Source organism: Ruminococcus sp. RTP21484sp1_RTP21281st1_A8_RTP21281_210402 (assembly GCF_040914025.1).
Taxonomy (GTDB): domain Bacteria; phylum Bacillota; class Clostridia; order Lachnospirales; family Lachnospiraceae; genus Blautia_A; species Blautia_A faecis.
This window is the reverse complement of record NZ_JBCPGE010000003.1, coordinates 15,954-39,354: the sequence shown is the minus strand read 5'-3', so window position 1 is coordinate 39,354 and position 23,401 is coordinate 15,954. Positions and strand designations below refer to the sequence as shown.

The window sequence follows — 23,401 nt, the reverse complement described above, 5'->3', positions numbered from 1 at the left end:
AGTTAAGCAGATAAGACCATAGTCTGTATCACTGATTGAAAGTTTTGCATTTAATGTTTTATTTTCAATAGTGATTGCGACTGGTATCTCCATGAACAACTTGCCATATTATATGCAAGCTCCTTTTTCCCTCAAAAATACAATCGTTTTCTCAAAGGCCGCACTTCCCCGAGCCACCTTTTCAGCTGGCTTTTCCAACATTTATTTTTTCCTTTTCCTATGCGATTAGACGCATAAAGGATGCTTTTACTGATTCCTGTTTAACACTTACGTACAGCATTGTTGTGTCCGACTTTGCGTGCCCAGCATAAGCTTGGATTTCTTGTAATGGCACACCTCTGGCACCTGCATCCGTAAGTAATGTTCTTCTAAATTTATGCGGATGCGCATGTACTCCTGCTTCCGCTCCAAGTTTCCGGAGCATGTCTTGTATTGCCTGCCTTCCCAGGCGATTATACGGCTTCCTTCCTCTCACAAACAATGCCGGATTGTTATCGTCTCTACTCTCCAGATATTTCTTAAGATGATAAACACAACCTTCTGTAAGATACACTTTACGCTCCTTCTTACCCTTTTGACCGTAAATGATTATTTCTCTGTTTACAAAATCTACATCATCACGATTAAGAGCTACTACTTCTCCAATACGACCAGCAGTACTGTATAAGATCTCCATGATTGCTACATCTCTTTCTGTTTTCGCCACATCTTTGAGGTGCTCCCTCTCTTCAGCTGTATACGGCTTCTTGATTTTCTGCGGCACTTTTACACGTTTTAATCTTCTAGCTGGATTCCTGTTTACGTAGCCTTCATCCGTAGCCCAACTGAAGAATCCGCTGATATTGTGCCGCAAAGTTTCAAGGTAAGCCAACGAAATTTTCCTCTGTTCCTGGTATACAGCCAAATAGTACCTAAGATCATTGGTAGTTATTTCGTGAATTTTCTTATTAATTCCCTGAAATAGTAGTGTAATGCACCGATTGTACGCCAGTAGTGTAGATTCTGCGCAGTTTTCCAAACGCTTACTAGCTATGTACAGCTTTAGGATTCGCTCCCAGTGTCGTTCCGAAGTAACCAGCTGTGTACACTCCTCTCTCACTTCCATCCCGTGAAGATTGATTGCAAGAACGTTTTCCAGTTTCTGAAGCTGTTCGTCAGTAAGGCTATCCTGCATTGCTACAATTACATTTTGAATCAATTTTTCGGTCATAAATGAATACCTCCCTTCCTGATTCCATTATATTTTCTGGTATCAGGAAGGTCTACCCTACAAAGTGCTGACTATATAATATGGCAAAAGCTTAAAATGTAAACGTTTCCCATCACCCTCAAGTGAGACGGATATTTTAGAATACGCATATAATATCGTGCAAACTAACGAGGTGGGTGTTGAAATAATTGGCACTGCAAATGTCACAGATGGCAAAGCCTATGGTTATTCTCCAGGGCTAATATTGCATAACTATGATACTTGTGCAATCTTGCTTGTTAATTTTACAAATGGCAATATACAAACAAATATCTGCACTCGTGCCGGTGGCTGGAAAGGCTGGAAGGAGTTTGCTGGGGTGTAAAATAATTATTTCATTTGAAGCCCATATATGACGATTCTGTTGTTACCTTTAGACTTGTATTTTGCCCAAATATAGTAAGTAATATCCTCAGATACTCTATCAAGTACGTGTGTTAGTACTGTTGGGTATTTTTCACTATTAACAACAATTGTACTTATATTATGGTTTAAATCCGAACCTGCAATTGAAATTCCTACTGACTCTGAAGTATTATAATCGGCTCTTGCTGTAAAGATAAATAAAGTGTTTTTCGGGACTGTAAACGACAATCCTGTATATACGTATTCATTAGCTACTTGAATATCCACACCTTTTTCTTTCGATATAAAAGATGACTTGCCATATAAATAGTTAATGGCTGCCGGTAGCGTCTGGGTTCCACTGTCTAAACCGAAGGTTTGTGAGGTCAATCCATTCAAAATCTGCTTCGTCAAATCCTCCAACGTAATAATCCCACCCTCATTCGTGGTGGGATCGATGAACATCAATTCTTTCCCTGCGGGAATCTGTGTTACTTTTGTGAGGCCGTTTGCGTCCTGGCCGTCTTGTGGTAATGCCATAGCTTAATCTCCTTTCTTCATACCGCATCTACATTCAGATTGACAGCTTTCCCTCCGATCACAAGGAGTTTGCCGCCTACTATGAGCGCTGCAGTCTTGTATGTGGTAAATCGTCCGATCACCACACCGCCAAACATGTAATCTTCATTCTTTACTTTGATACTGTAGCCGTATCCCAGGAAGCTCTCACCGCTTTCGGTCTTTTTACGCCAGGAAAACCATGCTGCCGGATAATTCTTTGTGACCTCGCTTCCATTCTGGTACACAACTGCAGTCACGGTTGTAGTGCCGTCTTCGTTGTCATGATAGCGGACATTGTACAGAAGTGAATTTCCCACCAGACCGTGTAGGTCTGTAGTCGTCTCGGACAGATTCATCTTTAAACCATCCACGCTTGTCTCAATGTTGGCTACTTTCTGGTTTGTCGTGACAATGGCAGCTTTTGCCTGGTCTGCGGTCTTCTGAGCGGCTTTGATATCATCAGCCAGGCCTTCCGCATCCGCAAGGAGCATGACGGTCTGGGTATCTAGGTTCTGGGCTCCGGATGTATCATATAAAGTACAGCGGATCATGTTCACGTCAGCTCCGGAGGGAGCGTATATCTTCATGATCTCAGCAGATGAAGAACCATACTTCAAAACATAGGTCTTTCCATTGTCTTTTGATTCCTCGATCTGAAAAATTCCGGAATAACTGCTGATGATTCCATTGTCATTCTTAAATGCTGAGAAAGTCACGCTTTCCGGAACCAGAGTCTTTCCGTCCTTTTGTTTCCGGATCACCTGGCTGCTGACTCGGAGATCATAGCTGAGACCAATCTTTCCGTCCTTTGCCTTGCTGATGGAAAATCTCTTGGTGATCCAGGAGCCCATTGACTTTACAACAAGCGTTTTACCGCCTACAACAAGCCCTTTTCCACCGACCAGAAGAACTTTCCCTTCCAGTCCGTAAAGCCCCGAAATATCCACGTAGCCGTTGTCAGAAGTCATTGCTGTGACCTGATACGTTCTGGTTTTCGGGTTCCAGGTACCGCTTACACCTTCAGAAGCTTTCACCGTAATCTGGTCAATGTGATCGGAAACATCCGTATCGCCCAGATACACGAAAAAAGTGGTATGACAGCTGCTGTAATCCCCACCGGAACCATCCGTATAGGTATGGACCACATGCGCATCATTGTCCAGGGAAGCCCCGATTGCATCCAGGGTAGAAATCCCGGACAAAGTGTCCAGAGCTTTCTTCGCTGCGTCAGAAGCTGCATTTGCCGTGTTGCTGGCGGCATTTGCGGTACTGACGGCATTGGATGCAGTCGTAGAAGCACTGACAATGTTGGTATTCATCTGGCTGTATAACTGGTTCAGGCTCTGGTTCTGATCGTCAAACCAGATCCGGCTGCTCTTGATACTCTGGGAGCTGCCATTGATAGCTGATACCACCGAAGGGATATCCAGCTTAGTTCCGGCAATGGCTGCGTTATCCGCCACCATCTTATTCACGATCAGACCATCCGCGATAGCTCCAGGCTTCACGCCTGTGGAATCCAAAAGAATCCCTTTTCCGGTCTTATCGAACAGGGAAAAGGTAAAATCACCGTTTGCATCCCTGCCAGCCTGCATCCGGACAGTTCCGTCTGCGTCCCTCCACTGCTGGGTTGCCCCCTGGATCTTAATCCCGCCATCGTCAGATGTGATCATAAATTTATTGGTGGAAATGGTGCCACTTAAAAGATCCCCAACTGAGACCGTCTGCATAACTGCAGTTCTGATCAGTGCCGAGTCAATCACTGCATTCTGGGAAGTAAGGTGGATGTTCTGCAAATCCCCCACACCGGCACCACCTGCAAGCAGCGTTTTGATATTGGCATAATCGTTATCCAGGATATTGATCTTTGCATTGGCGGCAGTAAAATTTGTAGCAGTCAGATCCCTGAAGCTTCCAAACTCTGCATCCAGATTCTGTACCGTAGCATTGACCGCATTCAGATTCTGGATTGTTGCAAATTTCAAATTGGCAGTATCCACATCCAGCTTATTGATCATTGCGTGGTCGATCATCACCAGCTGTGCATAATACCGCTCCATTTCTTTTGTGGTCGGACCTTTCCAGTTCGCATTTGTTTCATCTTCTGATAAACCCACAGACTCCACAGAATCCGTAAAACCGCCATCATACTCCCTTTCCAGTTTCATCAGCGGGACCTTGTAGGAACCCCCTTTTCTGTCTTCCACGGTGAGGACGTCCCAAGGATCCAGCCGTGGGTCTCCCATCATCCGGAGGGAGCCAGGCATATAGGAAAAACCTTTCAGGGAATCCATCACTTTGTCCAGGGTATCCTGTGTCATAAACGGATTGGAAAAGATCACTGCCCTTGGCCCGTCTCCGGATGAAACAGAAACATCTTTCCCCTCTTCGTCCTGGCCAGTGTAACAGGTAAGCTTTTCCACCTGGAACAGGTAATCGTTGTGTTCAAAAGAATCCCAGTATCTGCCGGTGCTGACCGTATACCCGCTGTCCTCGTAGCTGTGCAGTTCAATCTGTCCGTTTCTGTTACATACCGCAAAACAGCCATGAAGCTGTGCTGCGTAAGAAAGGACCTCCCTGCAGCTGTAACCTTTCGGAACCTCCATGGAAATGCCGGAAAGACCATCTGTTACAACCATCACACCTGTGATTTCCTGGATCCTTTTCAGAACAGCCGCCGTATCCGTACTGTCTCCGTCCATAGAGAATGCACGCTCTGTTTTCATCATCCGGTCATAGGCTGTAAACTCAATCTGCTCTTCATTTCTGGATGGTTTTCCAGGCGTGAAATATCCCATGGGGATGTATTCCACCAGACCGTTCACTTCCATTCCGATCTGGACCAGGAGCTCATGCCCCTCAATGGCTTTTCCCGGATCCGGAATTATGATGGTAACGTACTGGCTCACTGTGGAGCCAAGGGAAAAGTCATCCTCCCCTTCTGCTCCGCCAGTAAACTTAATGCTTTTCGCATTTGTTATGGATACATCATCATATGTGATGAGTGCTTTAAAAGTTCGGGAATCCTGTAGTACCAGGTTTCCAAAAGCTTCTGAAGACTGATACACAGGACCACCTCCTACTCAGTCATGATCTCAAGTGTTTCCAGGTCAGCCACTGTCAGGGCATCATAACGTGGATCATCACATTTCTCAATCTCTTCCTCAGAAACAGTATGGATACCAACCTCTGTCTCAATCGCCAGGAGCTCATCCAGGTCTTTTGCAAAGCCCTCTTTGTCCTCGATGGAATACTGCCCATTCTCAACCAGGAACTTTCCATCCTCACCTTTTGCTGCGTATTTCTCAAGCAGTTCCTGGCGCTCTGCATCATAGGCATTGGCTGCATCACTGACTGCTGCCAGGTTCTTCTTGATCGCATAGCCAAGCTTTACCGGCAGCCGCTTCTCCCTTAAGGAAGCACAGCCATTGACAAAATTTAATATGTCTTTATTTTTCAGTTTCATCTGCGGTACCTCCTGTTACACGCTCGTCCTCAGCTGCATAGACTAACTGGTTAAATGCTTCAATATCTTTTCTGCACTCTGTCTTGTTTGTCTCATACAAGTCACGATCCTGGACGGTAATACTGGTGCTTGCGTTCCCAGCTTCCGGGATCTGCGCAGACATGTACACAACAGGTCTGTCATTGATCATGCTGTTGAAATTCATGGATGTTGATTTTGTTCCTTTTAACATTTTGGTTTCCTCCTATTTTTGAATCAGGTCCACAGCCACACCCTGGTACGTCTTCACACCTTTACGGTAGGTATATACAGGGTAGGCTGGAGCGCTTGCATAAAATCTTTTTGTTACTTTGGTATTTGTCCCTGGATCCAGGAAAGTCACATTGAAAAAAGCAGGGGAAACGGCTTTATCAATCACCGCTACCTGCTCTCTTGTCAGCGGCGGCCAGCTGCATTTCAAAGTATATTTAATCGCAATCAGGTCTCCCACCATCTCGCCATTGGCTGCACGTCCGGTATTTTTTGACCATATTTTTTCTTTGGTTACGGTAAGGCCATTCAGCTTAAGACCTGGCATTGGCACTCCATCAATTTCAATATCTGAAGATGTTTTTGTAGTAGTTGTTCCGCTACTTACAAAGTCACTCAACCGACCACCTCCTAACTAAATACCGGTTTCCCAGTAGATTTCTGATACTGCTGTCCCTTTTTTCGGACAATCTTAAACAGCTTGTCTGCATCACCTTCCAGGTAAATATGGATCTCTGCCTCTCTGTCTTTGGACTGCGATCTGCTCTCCAGCGCATTGACCACAGCATCATATACACCGGCACGAATGCCTTCGATAATCTGGTTATTGTTGGCAACGGCATTTTTACTTCCCATCCGGCCGACCAACTCAGGGCCGCTCTCGCGTGCCATGAACATTTCGCCGTTCTCTGGGAAACCGCCTTTGGCATACCAACTCAATCCAAAGCTTGGTGTAGAGAAACTCACAGGACCTACATTGTGTTTATTCCAGGATACGGAAACATGCGGTAGCGGAATATGTACGGAACCAAATCCACTGGCAAAATTCTGAATTGCATTTTTTCCGGTATTGAACAAATCTGGGATTGCATTGCTGATCTTATTTGGAAGATCCTGAAACCAGTCCCCTATGCTGTCCCATTTTTCACTCAATCCATCTTTTAAACCAGATAAAACATTTCCGCCAGTCTCAACCAGCCAGTCTTTGGCATCTGACAGCTTGTCCTTCACCCTTCCTGGAATTTTCCCAATCCAGGTTAAGACAGAACCGATATTATCCTTCAGACCTTTCAGGAGTCCTGAAATAATAAAGCCACCCTGTTCAGCCATAACTGTCGATGGACTGTGAATTCCGAATGCATTTTTGAAACCATCGATAAATGGATCAAAGATATGCTGCTTAATCCAAGTACCGATTTCCTTCACACCATCAACAATACCTTTAAAAATACCTTCGACTACATTTCCACCGCACTCTTCAATCTTCTTCTGGAAATACTGCTTTGCCTCCTGCACTTTTTCGCTGATTACGCCTCCCAAGAAAGCCGCAAGACCTCCAAAGGCCGCACCGATCAGTTCAAAAGTACGGTCTGCGATTCCATTCCAGTCAATTGCCGCAAGACCTTCCCAGACTTTTTCTCCCAGCTGGTACCAGTCAATCCCTTCAAGAGCAGTTATTCCAAAATCCAGCAGACCTTTCAAGCCATCGGAGAATGTATCTCCAATGCCAGCAAAGTCAACCGTCTGGATCGCGCTGTTTACAAATTCAGACAATGCATTACCGGTTCCGATCCAGTCAAAATTCTCTATTGCAGTATGAATAAAACCTATAACTGTATTAATCCCGCTTCCAAGCGAATGCCCTACCAGTCCCCAGTCTGTTGTCTGGATAAATCCGTTCAGTCCATCCGTAATACCTTTTGCAATATTAAAGACCGTCTCATTGATCAGATTCCAGTCAAGACCGCCAAGAGCCCCATTGATACCGTTTCCTACGGCATTTCCAAGGCTCTCCCAGTTGAAATTCTCAGCAAAGGTATTAGCAGTTCCGAATACCGTGTTGATTCCCTGGGATAGCGTATTCCCAACTAAATTCCAGTCCGTAGCCTCTATGAAACCATTCAGGAATGTAGCTGTGCTCTTTGCAATCCGGTTGCAGGTATTCTGAATAGAATCCCATGGAATGTTCTGCAAGGCTGAATTCAGCTTGTGTCCAACAATTCTGCCAATTCCGGTAAAATCAGCATTTCTCCAGGCTTCCTTGATCTGCGCTGCAAGTGCTTTCATTTCGTTTGAAACATTCAGTGTCTCAAACATGTCCTTTCCAGTAAGGCCACCAGTACCGGCACTGTCAGAAGAACTGGAACCGGACGTATCGTCCAGTTTATTGATCTGGTCGAACCCAAGAAGTGTACGCTGCAGCTTTTTATTTGCATCATTTGCCTTGTTGGCGCTCTTTGTGTTCTTGTCAAGACTTGCAGCATAATTCTGGTTCAGCTGTTTGGCTTTGATAAAGGTACTGGCGCCGGTCAAAGCACTGGTAAACTGTCCAATTGCATTTACCACAGAAATGATTTTCTGGATTACTGCATTCAGGATTGGTGCCACAATATTCAGTACCGGTGCAAATGCTGTTGCAAAAGCATTTTTCAGCTGAGTCAAGGAAGACATCAGCATGGAAAGGCTGTTATTGGTATCCCCGCTGTATTGAGACAGATTTTTGAATCCATCCACCAGTGCACTCCGTAGCTTGTTCACCAAGGCAAACAGACTTCGGATTCCCAAGGAATACTTCAGCAGATTTTTCAGTCCGCCGCCAAAGGAACTGCCATTGTCTTTCACTCCACCAGTGAACCGGTTTAGGATAGGAATTCCGCTTGTGAACTTCTGGATCAATGCACCGAATAAACCAGATGTACGTCTGATCACACCGCCTACTTTAGAAAATGCAGAGGTGACTCCGCCAAGGATTCTTACCAGTCCTCCCCAGCCTTTCGAAACTGCTGATGCACCGAGACCTGCTACCTTACCAATGCCACCGACAACTGATTTTCCCAATCCCATTGCCTGCTTTGGAAGAGATACCGGTCTCTCTACATCCGCACCATTTGCTTTCATCTCTGACATCTCAGCCTTATATCCTTCAACGGCATTCTTTGCCTTTTCGATATCATATTGCAATGATTTCCATTCTCGGCTCTGTTCTTTTACACCAAGTGCCTCCAGTTTCTTCTGCTTTTCAAGTAAATCAGCCAAAGCATCTCTTGCCTGGCCTGCTTCCTCCCGAAGCTCCTGAAACTCCTGCGTTGGAACCTTTATCCCGGATTTTACCTGAAAGTCTTTTACCATTCCCTTTAAAGAAACAGAGGACATTGTTTTCCTGATCTTCTGCAACATCCCCTGGATCTGTGAAGTACTTTTCGCAGTGTCCTGTTTGGCACTGTCCAGCGCTTTTTTCAATGGGCTCTTATCCGCTGTCACGGTAACCTTTAAGGTTGCAAGATTCTTATCGTCTGCCATTCATTTCACCTCCTCAGGGCATAAAAACCGGCAGTCGGGTTATAAACCTAACTGCCTTCGTCTGTTTACTTCTGCAATATATGCTTTTCTTCGCTCCCTATAGTCTTCCATCTGCTGTTTCAGCTGATTCTCTTCCCAGGACTTTTTCTCTGCTTCAAAGAAACTGGGATAATAATCCCAGGGATGGGGCATTGCTTCTATATCACCAGCAACAGGTGCCAGGATATTAAGTGCAATCACTTCTGCTATAATGAAATCGTCCTGAATTTTCAGCTTACGTTCCTGCTCTTTCCGTCTGCCGTAGCTTTCCAGCATGTCTATGATCTCATTTACAGAAGAATTCCAAAACAGGTCAATGGAAATACCTGCATCAAGGGCATATGGGTACAACTCGCCCAGAAACTCTGAGGTTGTCTTTACTGGTTCTCCAGCTCCTCCATGATGCTCTGAGCCTGTTTCTCCGGGAAAAAACCCGAAACCACCAGGGTAGGGATTACCACCTTTTCGAACAGATCAACCTGGTTTCCACCTTCCTCTGTCCAGTAATCGTAAATCTTCTGGATATCTGGGTAATCAATCCCATGCTCCCAGGGCTCCATAGCCGCCTGAATAATAGTCAGCATGACCGACAAGGAGGGCATGTCTTCCACCAGGTTCATAATGTTCTGGCGGTATTTGTTTTCCAGTTTTCCGATTGTAGAAGCTTTCAGTTTCAGTCTGTAATCCCTGCCTTTTACTGTCCAGTACCAGAAGGGCTTGCGTTTCTTTTTCTCTTCATCCAGGTTTACAACCTTTTCGTCTTTCATTTCGTCCTTTTCAGATACATCATTTAATCCGCCTAAACTCTCCATCAGCTACCTCCTTATGCCGGATCTACATAATCAATGTCAGACTGAACAATCATGGTCAGCTCGAACTCGATCACGCCGTTGACACCACCTCCAGTACGTTTCACAGAAACCTGGGCATCAAACTGAATCTTGGTACCGTCCGCATCTGTTTCCTCAAAACCTAATACCTCTTTATCCTCTGCTGCCTGTCTCATAACACGGTATGGACTGTCAGCCTTGGTATTATCATATTTGAATTTGTACACCATATCCGGCAAATCGCCGATTCCAAGTTCATACATTTTATGAGGATCTGTAAGAGTTGTATTTTCAACTTTCTCTGGCTCAGAACCAAGTTCCGGAATCTCTTTCAATCCCGGAAGGTCTTTATACGCAGAGCTTGCTTCAGATTTCTTTTTATATCCTAACTTTGCACCATTTGCTAACATGCTTCGTTCTCCTTTCCTAATTCAGCCAGTATACCTGGTCTGAATCCATATCAATAATTCCTTCGTACCTCATCTGCTTATGCTTCATGCCGGATGAATCCGGAACATCTGCACAGCCGATACGCTTTAACCCGAGAGCGGACACAACCTTATCTACAGCAACTGCGGTTGGTGAGGTATTTTTAAGATCCCAGATATCAATGCGGTACCGTACCTTGGATTTATCTTCTCTCATTCCTTCTGCACTTCCACTGCCTTCAAAGACGCTGTTGTCTTCTTCGGTAAACTGAATGGTTGGTTCATTCCCAGCCCACTCTTTCGGGTATGCATCAGACACATGTTCTGAAACAGTGAGCAGCGCCGCGAATACTTCATCTTTTACATTTTTCATTTAATGCTCTCCTTTATGGCAGCTGAAAAATCAGCTTTCATTCCTTCCAGGATCTGATCCTGGCTGTCTTTTAATGCTGGATACATGAATGGATAAGCGGGCTGTCCAGTGCACAGATAAAAGCGTCCGTCTGGAGTATCCATGTAAAACCAGTGGTATTTCTCAGCCACACGCCTATCCACCTGGCTTTCATGGATCCACCAGGGATTCTGCGTATAGGCTGGTGTAATCTCTGGTGAAATGCCTGCATGGTTCTCCTGGCCTTTCGGTCCGGTACCAAATTCCAGATAGGTCGCATAAGGTTTATTTGTCCAACAGACGCCAATTGCCGTATCACCGTTATCCTCCACCTCTGCATAAATGCTCTGCCTGAGTTCCCCTGTATCCACATGTACATTCATAACGGCTGCGCTTCGTACAGTTTGGATAGCATTTCCAACTGCCTTATTCAGATCTACATCTGCCAGCTGATCCAGCTTTATTTCCAGTTCATCCAGACCTTCCGCGCTCATGTCCGTTCCACCTCCAGCGTCAGAAAACGGTATGGTTTAATTGCAACAATCCTGTAATCCGGCTCAGTATTCTCACCAACGAACAGGCAGATTCCATCCAGTTCCATCAGATCAGTACCATTATCCAGAATGTAATGCAACCGTCCATTTTCATCCGGCTTGATGGCATATTCTCCGTTAATTTTCACATTACGGATGTACCCAAGCCGCTGTCCATACTGCTGCGCCTGAACTTTCCCGGAAGCTGGCCAGGACTCTCCAGAAAAGGAGCGGGCAGCACCGTACTCTTCATAAGTGCTGCCCTCATTGTCCTTTTTTACTACCCGTTTTCTATGATAATAAGTCTCAAGTCTGCTTTGTCTTAGTCTCATAGGTTCTGCCTCCTACTCTGGCTAGCCGGAAACGGTTCAGTACATCATAAATCTGCCTGGGAGCATTGTCGAAAGAATAGGACTCACCACCTTCACTTCTGCCTGTCTCGCCCTCTGTTCCCAGACGGTTCAAGGCAATCACTGCAAGATCGCGCACTGCTTTTTCAAGCCCGGTAACAAGCCGGGTCCGGTTGGTATACCCCAGAACAAACGCTTCCGCCTCGTCAATCAACACTCCAATCAGTTTCTCATCATTGTTGCCGGTAAGGATTTTCAAACGCTCTATGGCTTTTGTTTTCTCTTCATCCGTCAATCCAATCACCCTTTCAGGACGCCAAGCAGTTCTTCTTTGCTCAGACTGGAATAGCCGGAAAGACCTTTTTCTTTGGCAACAGCTCGAAGCTCTGCCAGGCCCATGCTGTCAAGGTCTCCAGGAGCTTTTGCCTCTGAGGATTCCTTTTTGGAATCCCCGGAAGTCTCTACCAGCTTATAGCCATCTTTAAGCAGCTGCTCGCATTTGGAAGCATCCACTTCGCGTTCCACATTTTCTCTGATCACTCTCATGCTTTTGCCTCCTTGATATTCACATAAACGGAATCCAGTTTGTTCTCCAGGATCCAGATATCATGGAATCTACGGTAATCCAGCTGCCATGCGTTTAATTTCTGGTTTACTAACGGATCAAAAATTCTCATGACATCCTGTTTTGTGATCGCGATCGGTGTGGTTACCGGGCAGATAAAGAAATTGATATTCTTTGCTGTAGTTCCCTTTTCATAACCGCCCTGTTTCTGTCCCTCTGTCTTTCCATCATTGATCTTGATAGAAGTGTACATACGGTTAGAGGATGTTGGAATAATCGGCACGCGGTCCACAGAAGGAACCTGTGTATCAATGCCGCCTTTGGAAAAGGTTGTCGCAGTGATTTTTCCAGCAAGTTCCAGTTCCAACTCCATGATAAAATCAGTAGTTGCCTGGCATACAAGAGGTCCGGTATAGTTATCCTGTACCGCCTTGATACCTTCTTTAAAAGCTCTGAGCGCAGAAGTTCCAGTGGCTCCCGGAGTGTAGCCATAATCCACCATTCCTGCCTTTTCAGCTGTGATTGCCTCTGTAGCCACTTTAGAGATACGGTAAGCATCAATTTCTGGAACTACGTGCATTCTCTGGAACTCACCCATAACAGCAGACGCTGTTGGAATGAAGTTCGCCTCGTTGATATCCATTGGATCAAGATTGAACAGACGTCCACGATCCTGAGTCATTGTTTTTGTCTGATAATTCAGAGTAACGGAGCCCTGTGTATATCCGTTATCCCTGTCATAATCTCCCATTCCCTGAAGGGACATTTTCGGGATCTTTACTTCATTTCCACCGTTATAGATCACACGTCCCGCATTGGCGTCCATCCATCCGGTTGTTGCTTCCTGTACTGCGACCTTATCCAGCATAGTCATAAATAAGGTTGCAGCTGCTAATGTGTTAATTGCCATAATTTATTCACTCTCCTTTAATTATTGCCCATCATGATGTTATACACCTGCTCTTCCAGGGCTTTCTGTGCGTCACCGCCAGGTGCTTTTTTCGGAGGCTTGCCGCCTTTCAGCTTTTCCTCCACTGCAGTCTCTACAGCTCTCTGGAACACTTCCTTGACTTTCTCCATGGATTTCTTGCAGGTATCAGCGTCCGAATAATCCAGTACCTCTGCAAGTTCCTGGGGAAGCCCGTCACTGGCAAGGGTGTTCTTGGCTTCTGCCATCAGCTCCTTGCGTGTGATTGCTGCCTCTCTGTCGGCAAGTTCCTTTTCTCTTTTCTGCTGCATGTACTGCGCTTTTTCTTCCTTTGTCATCTTTGCCAGCTTCTCGGCTTCGGAAAGCTTATCATCCGCCAGTGCCTGCCACTTCTCCTGGGCTTTTGTCACTGCCGTATTGACCGCCTTCTGGACACGTCTGTCAAACTCTGCCTGATTGCCGCCTGTTTTCAGGAAGTCATCAAAAGATGGAGGTGTGTCTGAACCAGCTCCACCTTCACCGCCTGCGCCTTCTCCATCACCGGATCCACCGCCATTGCCGCCATCAGCCCCAGCGCCGTCTCCTCCTTCTGCAAAAAGCTGCAAGTTCATTGGTACTTTACAAAATGCTTTTATAACTTTATTTCTCATGTCTATCCTTTCCGCCCAGCCTATTCCCTACAGGGCCCGGGCCATTCGTTTCAGATTTTTTAGTTTACCCTCATTTCGGAGCATAAAAATAAGACGCGTCACCCTGCGTCCCAAAGGGAGATAATTGGATCACCTATTCCTTTCTCTGTGCGGTCTTAGCTGGTTCCTTCACGATTTCAGCCATGCCTTCCTTCACCAGGTGATCTGCCCTTGCCTCGTCCACCTCCAGGACGGTACCAGGTTCGATTACCTTGTGCAGACGGATGTCGCTGTAACGCTTGATTGCTTTTATTTTCATGGTCCTCACCTCCTCTTGCGCCGGCGCATTTTTTTTAAAATAAGCACAAAAATAACACGTCTTATGGCGTGCTATCACTGTTTTTATAACTGTATTGATATTTGTTAATCTGAAATTACCTTTTCAACATCATCCACAGTCTTGTCATATAAAGTTTCCCAGTCTTCAGATGAGCTTCCCACATCTACGATCAGAGAACCATCTGGAAATACTTCCATAACGCTTCCAGTTCTTCCGTCCTTCAGGAGGACTGTATCAAACTCTTTGATTTCCATCTAATCCTCCATCCTATGGATTACTTTCACTATATCATCAATAGTTGCATCAATAGTGTCCCAATCAGCAGGCGAATCCCCTACATCTACAAGAAAATGTGTATCATCTAATATTTCGACAATCGCTGCTTCGCGCCCATCTTTTAAAAGCACTGTATCAAATTCTTTTATCTGCATTTACTTCGCCTCCTTAATGTACGCGCTGGTCAACTTTGTTGTGCCATCTGCATTTTTGAGCCATGCTACAATTACATTTGCCGGTGTTCCCTTTTCACCATAAAGGACCATCTTCTGAACATATCTGTCGCCGTATCCGTTATTGTCAACATACTGAGCTGGATACCTTGGCGCACCATCTTTTAATGCTTTTTGCAGCTTCTGCCAATTATCCTTTCCATAGCCCAGGCGGTCTGTGAAGGCTCTGCCCTTAGGATATCCCTTCTCGCTATTTTCATCGAAAAGATATTTTGTAAACTTAGGCTCCGGCAGAATAGCATTTTCCGCATTCGGCAGCTTCAGCTCCGGATGTTCCAGAAGTTCATTTCTTCTCTGATAATCCATTTTCATGAACCTCCACATCTCAGGTTTATTATACTTCATATCCTGGAAGTCTGCAAAAGATTTTGGGACGGTTTTGCCTAAAACTTTCTGATAGCGTTCATACTGCTCCCGGTCAGAAGAACTGTTTTTAATCGCTTTCTCCTGTGCCTCAGCTTTGGCATTCCCTTTCACATATTTCTCATACCACTGGTCATAGGTCATATTTGCTGGTATCAACTCGATACATCCTGTATCCGGGTTATAGGCGTTTTTTTGCATTCGGGCAAGAGTTTCTTCATCAATAATGCTAATGGTTGTAGAACGGCACCAGGGGTGCATAGGAGGATAATTCTTTCCAACCATTCTTTCTGCCAAAAGGAAAACCTTCCCATCCAGACTCCGGCAGATCTTGCTTGTTCGCAGATCCAAAGTCGCAAGATACCGATACTTCTCTACGCCGCATTTCTCATAAGCCCTGGCAGTAAACTCACCGGCTACAAAGCAGCTCTCTGTTCTCACCAGGCGCCTTGCCTGGATAGCTCCTGCCCCGAATTTGTTTTCAATGATCTGTGCTGTCTCCCGATCCGTGCGGCCAGTGAGAAGACTGACCAGCATTTCTTCCTTCAATGTCTGAGCCAGATTTTCCGTATTCTTCCATATACGCTTTGAGTAATGCTTTCCAGACCAGTTCATTCGCAGCACCTGATCAACCTGTTTCTGGCTGATATGGGAAAAGCTAAATCCAAGACCGGTACGCTTCTGGATATTGTAAATGGACTGGTAATAAGCCCTTTCTCCCAGATCACGGAGGAAACTGGTGTCAAACTGCTGTTCCTGGTGATAAACGTTTTCCATCAGCTTGTCTACCTGCTGCATAACATCCTGTAGTCTTTCAAGCCTTGCGCGGTACGCCGGAGATTCCAGTTCCTGGACAAGCTCCTGCTTGGTCTTTTCTGAATAATCTTTATTCTTTAATGTCTGCAGAACTTCATCCAGAGAAGTCTTATCCTGTAAGGTATCCAATAACCGGCGGGCTTCTGCCTCTGACAATTTATGCTTTGTCATATACTTTTCAAATATATCTTTCGCAGCGTAAGTCAGATTCATGGAAGCACTTCTGTACACTTTTGCGATCAGATCAGCTGTGGCTTCTGCGTTATCCAGGTTCTTGTATAAGTCCCACACGGCGCGTCTTTCCCAGTAGTTACTCATTCAGCATCATCCTTTTCAGATTTATCTGGTTCCTTCTGATCCGGATTACCATCTTGTGGTGGTGTGTTCTCCTGCATGCCAAAGACCTCCTGCTGCCGTTTCAGGTTCTCTTCTGTCTCTTCATCCAAAGCTTTCAGTTCTTCGTCCACATCATCCACAAATGGTACCTGGGACAGTAGTGTTTTTCTACTTACTTTTCCCCACAGGTTTGCCACAATCTGGGAGATCTCCAACAGATTCTTCGGCAGTGCCCTGGTAAAAGTCATTGTGATTCCGGCCGGATCCACACTCTTGCCATGGAGCTCCAGATAATTGCAAAAAATCCGAATGCGCTTTCTTAAACCTTTTCTGTAATATCTGGTCTTTATCTTGGTGATGTTCTCCATTCCCAGAAGCTTAAACTCCATAGCCACGCCAGACACATTTCCACCAAAGGATTCATCTGACATACAGGGAATATGGGAAAATTTATGAATATCCTGTTCAATAGCTTTTTTTAGGATTTCCACTCCGGATTCATCAAACGTCCTGGTCAGGTACTCTGCCTTAGCTGTATCAGGCATTTCAAGCACCTTGTACTTTTTCAGCCTTTCTTTTGCCTTTTTGATATTCTGATCTTCCTCTTCCGTACCAGATTCATCCTCATCTGAGAGCAACGTGCCATAAATGGCAAGAATGGCATCAATAAACTGCTCCTTGTCTGTAATACGGTCGCTCATCAGTGCGTTGTAAGCGTCGATCAGAGGAATCTGAAGCTCAAAGTCCCCAATGGCAAGCTTATTGTTCAAATACTCAATAATCGGGATTTCTCCCAGGTAATGGGGAACTGGCAGTTCTGTTGTCAGCTGTGGTACTTCATTGTTCTGGATGTCCAGCTCATACTTGTAATTCGGCGTCAGCACGGTTGCTATGTAATGCTCCGGTCCCGTCTCCGAATCATCTTTCCGGACATAATAATAGACAGCAAAGAGCTCGTTTTCCTCTATGCTGTCATCTTTTACCATGAACGTATTTTCCGGGGACAGGTTCTTGGTCAGTAGATTATTCTCATTTTCCTTCACATACACATATTCATAAGCCAAGCCATAGATGGAAAGATCCAGACCATTATCACCGTCAGTCTCATCTGCCCCTGCTGTCTCCAGCGAATCTGTCAAATCCTTTATATCAGCATCTGACTTATAAGTAACCGGATTTCCGATAAAATAACTGCTGGCTGTGTCTGAAATGTCCTTTGCATGGTTGCATACCAGCCTGTTTTCCCGCTTGGCATCTTCCAGGATCTTATGTTTGCCCTGGTAATAAGCCATGTTCTTTTTCAGATCTTCAACCTGGCTGATGTGCTTACTGATTAGCTGACGGATGATCCTTTTGTCCGGTGCCAGCTCGTCAAATTTTTCTCTTGGAATTGTAAATATATACATTGTTCTCACCTACTTATTTCTCGAAGTCTCGCTACCCTGCTGCCAAGCACTGTGCTCACAAAGTAACGTACAGCGTCACAGCTGTGATCGTGCTGCTTAACTGGCTTATCCTCCCCACGTTCCAGGGCTTTTTCATCCCAGATGTAGGAAGCAAATTCTTTTATGGTTTCTGTACAGGAACTGGCGAATTTCAGCAGTTCCAAATTCAGCAGCATTCCCACTAGGCGGATTCCATCCAACACATCATTGTTGGCTTTCAGCACTTTGTACCCGCGCTTGCGGAGCTCTGCAATGAAGGAAGCTGCAGATGGATCCACGATGATTGCTTTTATCTTCGTACCATCCAGCCATTTTTTTAAATCATCTGCATATTCAGAATCTGTTTTCTGTCTGCCTTTATCACGTCCTGAATAGTAATATTCCCGGATACAGTACCAGACTCCATCCCTGCCTTTGTTCCAGAGCAGGAAGACGGTTGCATTCTGAGTACCATAGTCACAGGAAACATAGCGGTTGCCGTTGATCAGAAGCTGAAAGAAATCCTTGATATCGCGGACATGCCTGGCTTCATCAAACATATCATAAATAACGCCCTCGGCTGCTGCCCATAATCCCAGGATGTAACGCTTGAAGAATACGCCAATGTACATGCTGCGGTATCTGGTTTTTACCTCTTCATCCAGGGACAGGTTGTCATCCATGGTAAAATGCAGATACAGAAGCGCTTTCAGTCCTGGATCCTTGCCTTCTGCTTTTGCCTTCTGGCGAATCTTCTCGACCTGTTCTTTTCCCAGATATCCGGTAGACTTGTCAATCCAGTTGACCTTAAACCAGTGATACGGCCCGTCCGGGTTACAGTTAAACCAAAACTTGGAGCCTTTCACAGAGCAACGTCCTGTTGCCTGGTTGACAAAGGATTCCGGCATCAGTGCAACCTCATCAAAGAACACACCAGCCAGTGTAATACCCTGAATAAGATCCTGAGAACGTTCATCTTTACCGCCAAAGATGTAGAAATAGTTTTCAATACTATTCTTCCGCACAACTACCAGGTTGTCTGCTCTGTGATCCGTGATAGAGTAACCTCTTGATCGAAGCATGAGCTTCAGCCAGAACAAAACATTTCGCCGGAAGGAGCCGATTGTCTTTCCGCACATGGCAAAGTTCTGACCTGCAAAGCCGCTCATTGCCCACATAACAAAAGACAGCGACATGCTGACAGTCTTTCCTGATCGGATAGCTCCGTCTGCTATGATTCCATCTTTGTCATGGACTGGGGATTCTTTGCACCACCAGGTCAGTACCTGTTTCTGCTTCTTTGAGAATGGAGAGAAGTGAAATGTCTGGCCGTTCTGTCTGGTTGTCCGGTTCTGCTTCATCTGCTGCAGGCGCTTCTTAAGGCTGCTCAGTTTCTCATACATCCTCATCACCCCAGACATTTTCGGCAGAAGCATTCATGGCTTCCAGGAAGCCGTCATCTGTATCATCCTCGTTCTGTCCATCCTGTTTCAGAAGCTCCAGCTCGAACTTCATAGTTTCAAGCTCCAGATGAGCATCATCATAACCAAATTTATGCAGGGCTTCAATTGCCCTCTGGCGTCTGGCCTGGACTCTGGTCAACGCATCCTCAATGGACTGGATCTGACCAAGGATTCCTTCGTATTCCCTCAGGAGTGTTGGCTTTCCTTTCTCCATTCCATATTTGTACTTTGTAACAGACATTCCGGGAGGTGCTTTTTCAAGCTCATCCTCCCCTTGGTCATCTTCCGGATCCGAAGTCTGCTCCAGGAACTTCAGGGATTCAATCCGCTTTAACATACGCCGTTCCCGGACAGTCAGCAGCTGAATCTCCTGCAGAAGCAGCTGCTCTTTATCTGGCTGTACTGTCTGGATCAGCTTCTGTTCATCTGGTTCTAAGCAATCAAAAAAGAGAGTCTCAAACTCTCCTGTCTTAACTGCATTCTTATTCTCCGGCGGACCGGTTGCATTTTGATTGCCTGGCTGACCGCCCTTTTTCCTTTTTGCAACGTTGCGTTTTTCTTTTGCAACGTTGCAATCCCATTTATATCTATTTTTCCAACTTCGAACAGTACCTTCCGGCAGATTCAGCTGACTTGCAATCTCAACTAATTTCATGCCTTTCAGACACATAGCCTTCGCCTGTTCAATTCTTGGATCCGGCGCTCTGGCCATGTCTCATCACCTCTATTCGTCGTTTTTGGGTACAACAAAAGCAGCCCCGGGGAGCTGCCTTTGTGCTGTGTATGTCTTATACATATCACTACTACTTATTCATATCTGTATCAATAACTTTATATATCTTCTTCAAAATCATAAATAAATTTATAAGTAATAAAAAGAGAAGATAATAAAGGCATATGCTTTGAATTAAACCGTAGGTTTTTACAAAAACATTAAAAAGACAAATAATTAAAATACCAACACTGACTAGTATTGCAAACATAATCGCATAATATGCTCCAATCAATGCTTTTTTTGATGTACGCGCATCCATACTATAATATTCTGGATCTTTTTGAATTTTAGATTTCATATCAATCACTAACATCAAAAGATTAAAAAGCAATGTAGTCAAAATGGATACTACCACAGTGACTGTATTTATTATATTTCCGTCCATTTCATGTTTTAAAGCAGCCACAATGCTTACCAGTAGCGGAACTCCAAAATAATACACCACTGGCAGGAACAATATTCTTCCATTATCATCACTAAAACAGGATAAATAATTCTTAATAATCTCTTTGACAGAAGTATATCTCATCCCGCCAAAACGATATCCTATTAATAGCAAAACAAGAACCACACTGCACACAATCACATCTGGCTTTTGCAAAAAACTTGTAAGTTCTTTCATGCTTTCACCCCTATAAATATGCCATTCCAATTCCCTGTAAATACCCTCTGCCAATTTCAATCATAACAGGTTTTAATGTATCAAACGTCGGCAATCCATCTAACATTGTAACTCTATCGGATATATCTTCAGTTATAACTATTCTGTCTACATTATCCAAGTTAATTGTTTTTTCCGTATTTCCTAATTTGAAAACAAATTTAAGATTATCATAATCATAATCATCAATCTGTACAATATCTGATGCCGCTCTCTGACCATTCATCCATTCTGCAATAACATTTGCTTTTCTTTCCAAAAAGCCAGTTGGTTTATGAATTATTCTTTCCTCATATGTTTCATTTACACCATAATTCACACCCAATCTTTCAGTTTCATCTCGAGGAATTTCGTACCTAATCATGGATATTTTTTGTAAAATACCTTCTCGAAAATATTTCTGGATATACTGTCTAGGCATTACTGGACCTAAAGATACAAACAAATCATTATCTGCCATATGTATAATTGATTCTAATTTTTTCTGCAAAGACAATTTTATACTATATTGTCCCAAATTCTGCATCACTACAATACAGCTATTCACATTTCCTACTGGAACAATAATGCAAAAACCAAATGGCATAATATCAGCTTGATCGATAGATCTGTTATAAACATCTCCTGTATTTACGTCGATCAGTTCTGAACTAATTCCATATTCTCCTGTTTTTACAACTCCCGAAAGAACATTCCCTTCTAACCTGCCTTCAGCATCTAGCATCACATCTAATTGACACTGTGAAAAAGCAAACAAGTTTTCTTTATGGTGATCATTATCATATCTATTAAGATTTTGCTCTATATATTCGTTGACAATTTGAATAAGACTTCTTCCTTGAAAAATATTATTCAAATTCACTCTGTCAACACCATTTCTAGATATATTCATACCATAAACAGATACTTTAACCTTCTTTGCCATATGCAGTTCCCCCCCCCCATAAAATATAATTTGCCTAAATCATACTCCACAATTCAACATTTTGCAACGAATTGCGAGAATATTTGACAACTATATTTGTAAAGTGAATATCTGCATTATAGAACATTTGTTCGTCAATGTCTATATCGGAAAACTAAACAAAAAGAACCTCGTAATTTCTACGAAGTTCTCTCTGCAAATTATATTCTTTCGGGGAAGAATTGTATTTATAGCTCCTCTCGAAGCCAATCGGAACACCAGGACTCGAACCTGCGGCTCGGCTTAACGGCTCATGCTCCCTCCCGATCGGGGAGGTGTTCCGGTAGTGCAGTGAGCTCCCTCACACATGACTGCCCCGGACTCATACAACACGGAGTCGAACCGCGTACCAATGTGTCAGCCTGCACTGTAATATCATTTCGGCTCTGCTGTGGCCTCAGCAATTCCCTGGTTGATATCTGCCAGAATCAACTGCCAGGCTGTGACACCTGGCAATCACTTAATAAGGAGCTTAATGAAATCTTTTCGTCAATCCCAGTATACATACTACCATAGCCGAAGCGGACATGACCGGACATTTTGAAAATTTTATAATATTTTTTCAAGATATCGGTCATGACGCTTTCTGCAGCTGTCTTCTGTATATTTCCGTTTTGGAAACCGGCTGTTCATATTTGCTGCTACCGCCACCCATGTCATGTCATCCAGGTAATAAAAACGAAACATCATTCTCAGATCGCTTTGTGGGATTTCCCGGATAAAATCATCTACTGCATTCAGTGCGTCCTGCAGTTCATCTTCCAGTATGTGAAGCTTTGTTACCCGCTTTTTGATCATACCCTTCACCTGATCAACTTCTGGAAAAGGATAGCCGGTTATCTTGATCGGACCGAAGGTTCCATCCTTTCTGGTTCCCTTCACGGTATCAGAAACCACACCCTCATTCTCGATCTTGACCAGCCTGCGCCTGTCCCGGTCTATGCGGTTATGTAGGTCTTTGATTTCTTCCTTTAGCTCCACATACTGCTCCAGCACCGTCTTGTCCACCTCTATCACCTCCCACAAGCAGTTCGTATCTATGTACCTGTGCCAGGATTGCCGGTTCTGATCTGGCATCCTCCAGGAGCTTCCTGGCCTTATCCGGGTTCATGCTCAATTCCTTGGCAACCTGCAGCACTCTCTTCTCATCAATCATCTGGCACCTCCACTTCTGGCCACAGCATCGGTACGTTCAAATTGCGAAAATATCCTCTGCATACCTGCCGTATCGCACAGTTAAATACGCAGTCGTGAATGTCATTGTTTTTACAGTAAATTCTAATCGTGTTCACCGCCTCAGTGGCTTTCCGGTCCGTTGCCTTTCCCTGCTTGGTCTCTGTCATCTTTTTCACCTCTATCCTTGTTTACGGCACTTAATGCCCAGGCGATCACGCCAAAGGCTCCGATCAGCACGCCAACACCCATTGCAACAATTACATCTACCATTTACTTTCCCTCCTTGGACACCATCTTGGACTTGTCTTTAAAGTTAATTTTGATTCTCTTTCTGGAGTTCCAAAGCCTATAAAGCCTTCCATCTTATTGCCAAATGCTTTTCTAGGCAATTTCTCTGTTTCTGGATTTTCACAGAAGAATTCGCTTCTTCCGTATATCCCAGATTTGTTAAATTTGGCATTCGCCCTGGTTGTCATCTTGCAAAAATCACATTCACTGCATTTTGGTATCATCTATTTTACCTCCCAGCTTTTACACTCCCTGCAGCGGATCTTACTGCTGCACAAGGTGCCTTTTATCATTGACAGCCTCGGGCAGGTCGGGTGGACGTATACGATCAGCTCACCCACTCTGCCGGTACTGTGTTTACAGGTTTTATATTTTTCCGCCATAATCGTTTTCTCTCTTTCGTTTCTGGTAGACACTTAGGGT

The 23,401-nt window shown here is 44.5% G+C and carries 32 protein-coding genes; all 32 read right to left on the bottom strand.

The genetic code is table 11. The annotated features are described in order from the left end of the window. Positions 1–217 precede the first annotated feature (217 nt). The 32 genes from AB5170_RS01985 to AB5170_RS01830 all read right to left on the bottom strand — a co-directional run bounded on the left by AB5170_RS01985 (position 218) and on the right by AB5170_RS01830 (position 23,361). Positions 218–1,210 (bottom strand): tyrosine-type recombinase/integrase, encoded by a 993-nt coding sequence (locus AB5170_RS01985; protein WP_173771852.1) that lies wholly within the window; start codon positions 1,208–1,210, stop codon positions 218–220. Between the two features lie 369 nt (positions 1,211–1,579). Further along, on the bottom strand, positions 1,580–2,134 hold the full coding sequence (locus AB5170_RS01980) for a hypothetical protein (RefSeq protein ID WP_368365036.1): 555 nt from the start codon (positions 2,132–2,134) through the stop codon (positions 1,580–1,582). A 17-nt stretch (positions 2,135–2,151) separates the two neighbouring features. Then, the gene (locus AB5170_RS01975; protein WP_173771854.1) at positions 2,152–5,223 is read right to left on the bottom strand and encodes a hypothetical protein; all 3,072 of its coding nucleotides are present in this window, start codon (positions 5,221–5,223) and stop codon (positions 2,152–2,154) included. An 11-nt stretch (positions 5,224–5,234) separates the two neighbouring features. After that, positions 5,235–5,621: a hypothetical protein gene (locus tag AB5170_RS01970; protein ID WP_173771855.1), complete on the bottom strand. Its 387-nt coding sequence runs from the start codon at positions 5,619–5,621 to the stop codon at positions 5,235–5,237. Beyond that, a complete protein-coding gene (locus AB5170_RS01965; RefSeq protein WP_173771856.1) occupies positions 5,605–5,853 on the bottom strand; it encodes a hypothetical protein in 249 nt (82 codons plus the stop codon). Before AB5170_RS01965 ends, AB5170_RS01970 begins: the two co-directional genes overlap by 17 nt. Before the next feature lie 12 nt (positions 5,854–5,865). Continuing rightward, positions 5,866–6,270, bottom strand: coding sequence for a DUF6711 family protein (locus AB5170_RS01960; protein WP_173771857.1), 405 nt, complete (start codon positions 6,268–6,270; stop codon positions 5,866–5,868). Positions 6,271–6,281: 11 nt separating this feature from the next. Continuing rightward, entirely contained in the window at positions 6,282–9,170 is a 2,889-nt protein-coding gene (locus AB5170_RS01955) for a hypothetical protein (RefSeq protein ID WP_173771858.1), read from the bottom strand. Between the two features lie 39 nt (positions 9,171–9,209). Then, complete coding sequence (locus tag AB5170_RS01950) at positions 9,210–9,560, bottom strand: hypothetical protein (protein ID WP_173771859.1); 351 nt, start codon at positions 9,558–9,560, stop codon at positions 9,210–9,212. Between the two features lie 26 nt (positions 9,561–9,586). Then, positions 9,587–10,021 carry a hypothetical protein gene (locus tag AB5170_RS01945; protein WP_173771860.1) on the bottom strand — a complete coding sequence of 145 codons (435 nt, stop codon included), beginning with the start codon at positions 10,019–10,021 and terminating at the stop codon, positions 9,587–9,589. Positions 10,022–10,032: 11 nt separating this feature from the next. Continuing rightward, positions 10,033–10,449 (bottom strand): phage tail protein, encoded by a 417-nt coding sequence (locus tag AB5170_RS01940; RefSeq protein WP_173771861.1) that lies wholly within the window; start codon positions 10,447–10,449, stop codon positions 10,033–10,035. A 16-nt stretch (positions 10,450–10,465) separates the two neighbouring features. Then, positions 10,466–10,840, bottom strand: a complete 375-nt coding sequence (locus AB5170_RS01935) for a hypothetical protein (protein WP_173771862.1) — start codon at positions 10,838–10,840, stop codon at positions 10,466–10,468. After that, on the bottom strand, positions 10,837–11,352 hold the full coding sequence (locus AB5170_RS01930; protein ID WP_368361403.1) for an HK97-gp10 family putative phage morphogenesis protein: 516 nt from the start codon (positions 11,350–11,352) through the stop codon (positions 10,837–10,839). The genes AB5170_RS01935 and AB5170_RS01930 overlap by 4 nt, the downstream gene beginning before the upstream one ends. Continuing rightward, positions 11,349–11,723 carry a hypothetical protein gene (locus AB5170_RS01925; protein WP_173772689.1) on the bottom strand — a complete coding sequence of 125 codons (375 nt, stop codon included), beginning with the start codon at positions 11,721–11,723 and terminating at the stop codon, positions 11,349–11,351. Before AB5170_RS01925 ends, AB5170_RS01930 begins: the two co-directional genes overlap by 4 nt. Beyond that, a complete protein-coding gene (locus AB5170_RS01920; protein WP_202030789.1) occupies positions 11,698–12,036 on the bottom strand; it encodes a phage head-tail connector protein in 339 nt (112 codons plus the stop codon). Before AB5170_RS01920 ends, AB5170_RS01925 begins: the two co-directional genes overlap by 26 nt. Before the next feature lie 5 nt (positions 12,037–12,041). Beyond that, positions 12,042–12,287 carry a Rho termination factor N-terminal domain-containing protein gene (locus AB5170_RS01915; RefSeq protein ID WP_173772687.1) on the bottom strand — a complete coding sequence of 82 codons (246 nt, stop codon included), beginning with the start codon at positions 12,285–12,287 and terminating at the stop codon, positions 12,042–12,044. Beyond that, the gene (locus tag AB5170_RS01910) at positions 12,284–13,216 is read right to left on the bottom strand and encodes a hypothetical protein (RefSeq protein ID WP_173772685.1); all 933 of its coding nucleotides are present in this window, start codon (positions 13,214–13,216) and stop codon (positions 12,284–12,286) included. Before AB5170_RS01910 ends, AB5170_RS01915 begins: the two co-directional genes overlap by 4 nt. 17 nt (positions 13,217–13,233) lie before the next feature. Continuing rightward, positions 13,234–13,884, bottom strand: coding sequence for a DUF4355 domain-containing protein (locus tag AB5170_RS01905; protein WP_243881981.1), 651 nt, complete (start codon positions 13,882–13,884; stop codon positions 13,234–13,236). A gap of 133 nt (positions 13,885–14,017) precedes the next feature. After that, on the bottom strand, positions 14,018–14,182 hold the full coding sequence (locus AB5170_RS01900) for a hypothetical protein (RefSeq protein ID WP_173772683.1): 165 nt from the start codon (positions 14,180–14,182) through the stop codon (positions 14,018–14,020). Between the two features lie 104 nt (positions 14,183–14,286). Then, on the bottom strand, positions 14,287–14,457 hold the full coding sequence (locus AB5170_RS01895) for a hypothetical protein (RefSeq protein ID WP_173772681.1): 171 nt from the start codon (positions 14,455–14,457) through the stop codon (positions 14,287–14,289). Continuing rightward, entirely contained in the window at positions 14,458–14,634 is a 177-nt protein-coding gene (locus AB5170_RS01890) for a hypothetical protein (protein WP_173772679.1), read from the bottom strand. It abuts the gene before it with no gap. After that, a complete protein-coding gene (locus AB5170_RS01885; RefSeq protein ID WP_173772677.1) occupies positions 14,635–16,209 on the bottom strand; it encodes a minor capsid protein in 1,575 nt (524 codons plus the stop codon). Beyond that, positions 16,206–17,633: a phage portal protein gene (locus AB5170_RS01880; protein ID WP_173772675.1), complete on the bottom strand. Its 1,428-nt coding sequence runs from the start codon at positions 17,631–17,633 to the stop codon at positions 16,206–16,208. The genes AB5170_RS01885 and AB5170_RS01880 overlap by 4 nt, the downstream gene beginning before the upstream one ends. 5 nt (positions 17,634–17,638) lie before the next feature. Further along, the gene (locus tag AB5170_RS01875; RefSeq protein WP_368357072.1) at positions 17,639–19,012 is read right to left on the bottom strand and encodes a PBSX family phage terminase large subunit; all 1,374 of its coding nucleotides are present in this window, start codon (positions 19,010–19,012) and stop codon (positions 17,639–17,641) included. A 34-nt stretch (positions 19,013–19,046) separates the two neighbouring features. Next, positions 19,047–19,826 carry a phage terminase small subunit gene (gene terS, locus AB5170_RS01870; protein ID WP_173772673.1) on the bottom strand — a complete coding sequence of 260 codons (780 nt, stop codon included), beginning with the start codon at positions 19,824–19,826 and terminating at the stop codon, positions 19,047–19,049. A 91-nt stretch (positions 19,827–19,917) separates the two neighbouring features. Then, positions 19,918–20,511, bottom strand: a complete 594-nt coding sequence (locus AB5170_RS01865) for a hypothetical protein (RefSeq protein ID WP_173772671.1) — start codon at positions 20,509–20,511, stop codon at positions 19,918–19,920. Between the two features lie 10 nt (positions 20,512–20,521). Further along, on the bottom strand, positions 20,522–21,475 hold the full coding sequence (locus AB5170_RS01860) for a hypothetical protein (protein ID WP_173772669.1): 954 nt from the start codon (positions 21,473–21,475) through the stop codon (positions 20,522–20,524). 588 nt (positions 21,476–22,063) lie between these two features. Then, positions 22,064–22,522 (bottom strand): hypothetical protein, encoded by a 459-nt coding sequence (locus AB5170_RS01855; RefSeq protein WP_330602727.1) that lies wholly within the window; start codon positions 22,520–22,522, stop codon positions 22,064–22,066. After that, a complete protein-coding gene (locus AB5170_RS01850) occupies positions 22,461–22,670 on the bottom strand; it encodes a hypothetical protein (protein ID WP_173772667.1) in 210 nt (69 codons plus the stop codon). Before AB5170_RS01850 ends, AB5170_RS01855 begins: the two co-directional genes overlap by 62 nt. Beyond that, positions 22,663–22,857 carry a hypothetical protein gene (locus tag AB5170_RS01845; RefSeq protein ID WP_173772665.1) on the bottom strand — a complete coding sequence of 65 codons (195 nt, stop codon included), beginning with the start codon at positions 22,855–22,857 and terminating at the stop codon, positions 22,663–22,665. The genes AB5170_RS01850 and AB5170_RS01845 overlap by 8 nt, the downstream gene beginning before the upstream one ends. Next, complete coding sequence (locus AB5170_RS01840) at positions 22,811–22,960, bottom strand: hypothetical protein (RefSeq protein WP_173772663.1); 150 nt, start codon at positions 22,958–22,960, stop codon at positions 22,811–22,813. The genes AB5170_RS01845 and AB5170_RS01840 overlap by 47 nt, the downstream gene beginning before the upstream one ends. Next, positions 22,954–23,202, bottom strand: a complete 249-nt coding sequence (locus AB5170_RS01835) for a hypothetical protein (RefSeq protein WP_173772660.1) — start codon at positions 23,200–23,202, stop codon at positions 22,954–22,956. The genes AB5170_RS01840 and AB5170_RS01835 overlap by 7 nt, the downstream gene beginning before the upstream one ends. Continuing rightward, entirely contained in the window at positions 23,203–23,361 is a 159-nt protein-coding gene (locus AB5170_RS01830; protein WP_173772658.1) for a hypothetical protein, read from the bottom strand. Between the last annotated feature and the right edge of the window lie 40 nt (positions 23,362–23,401).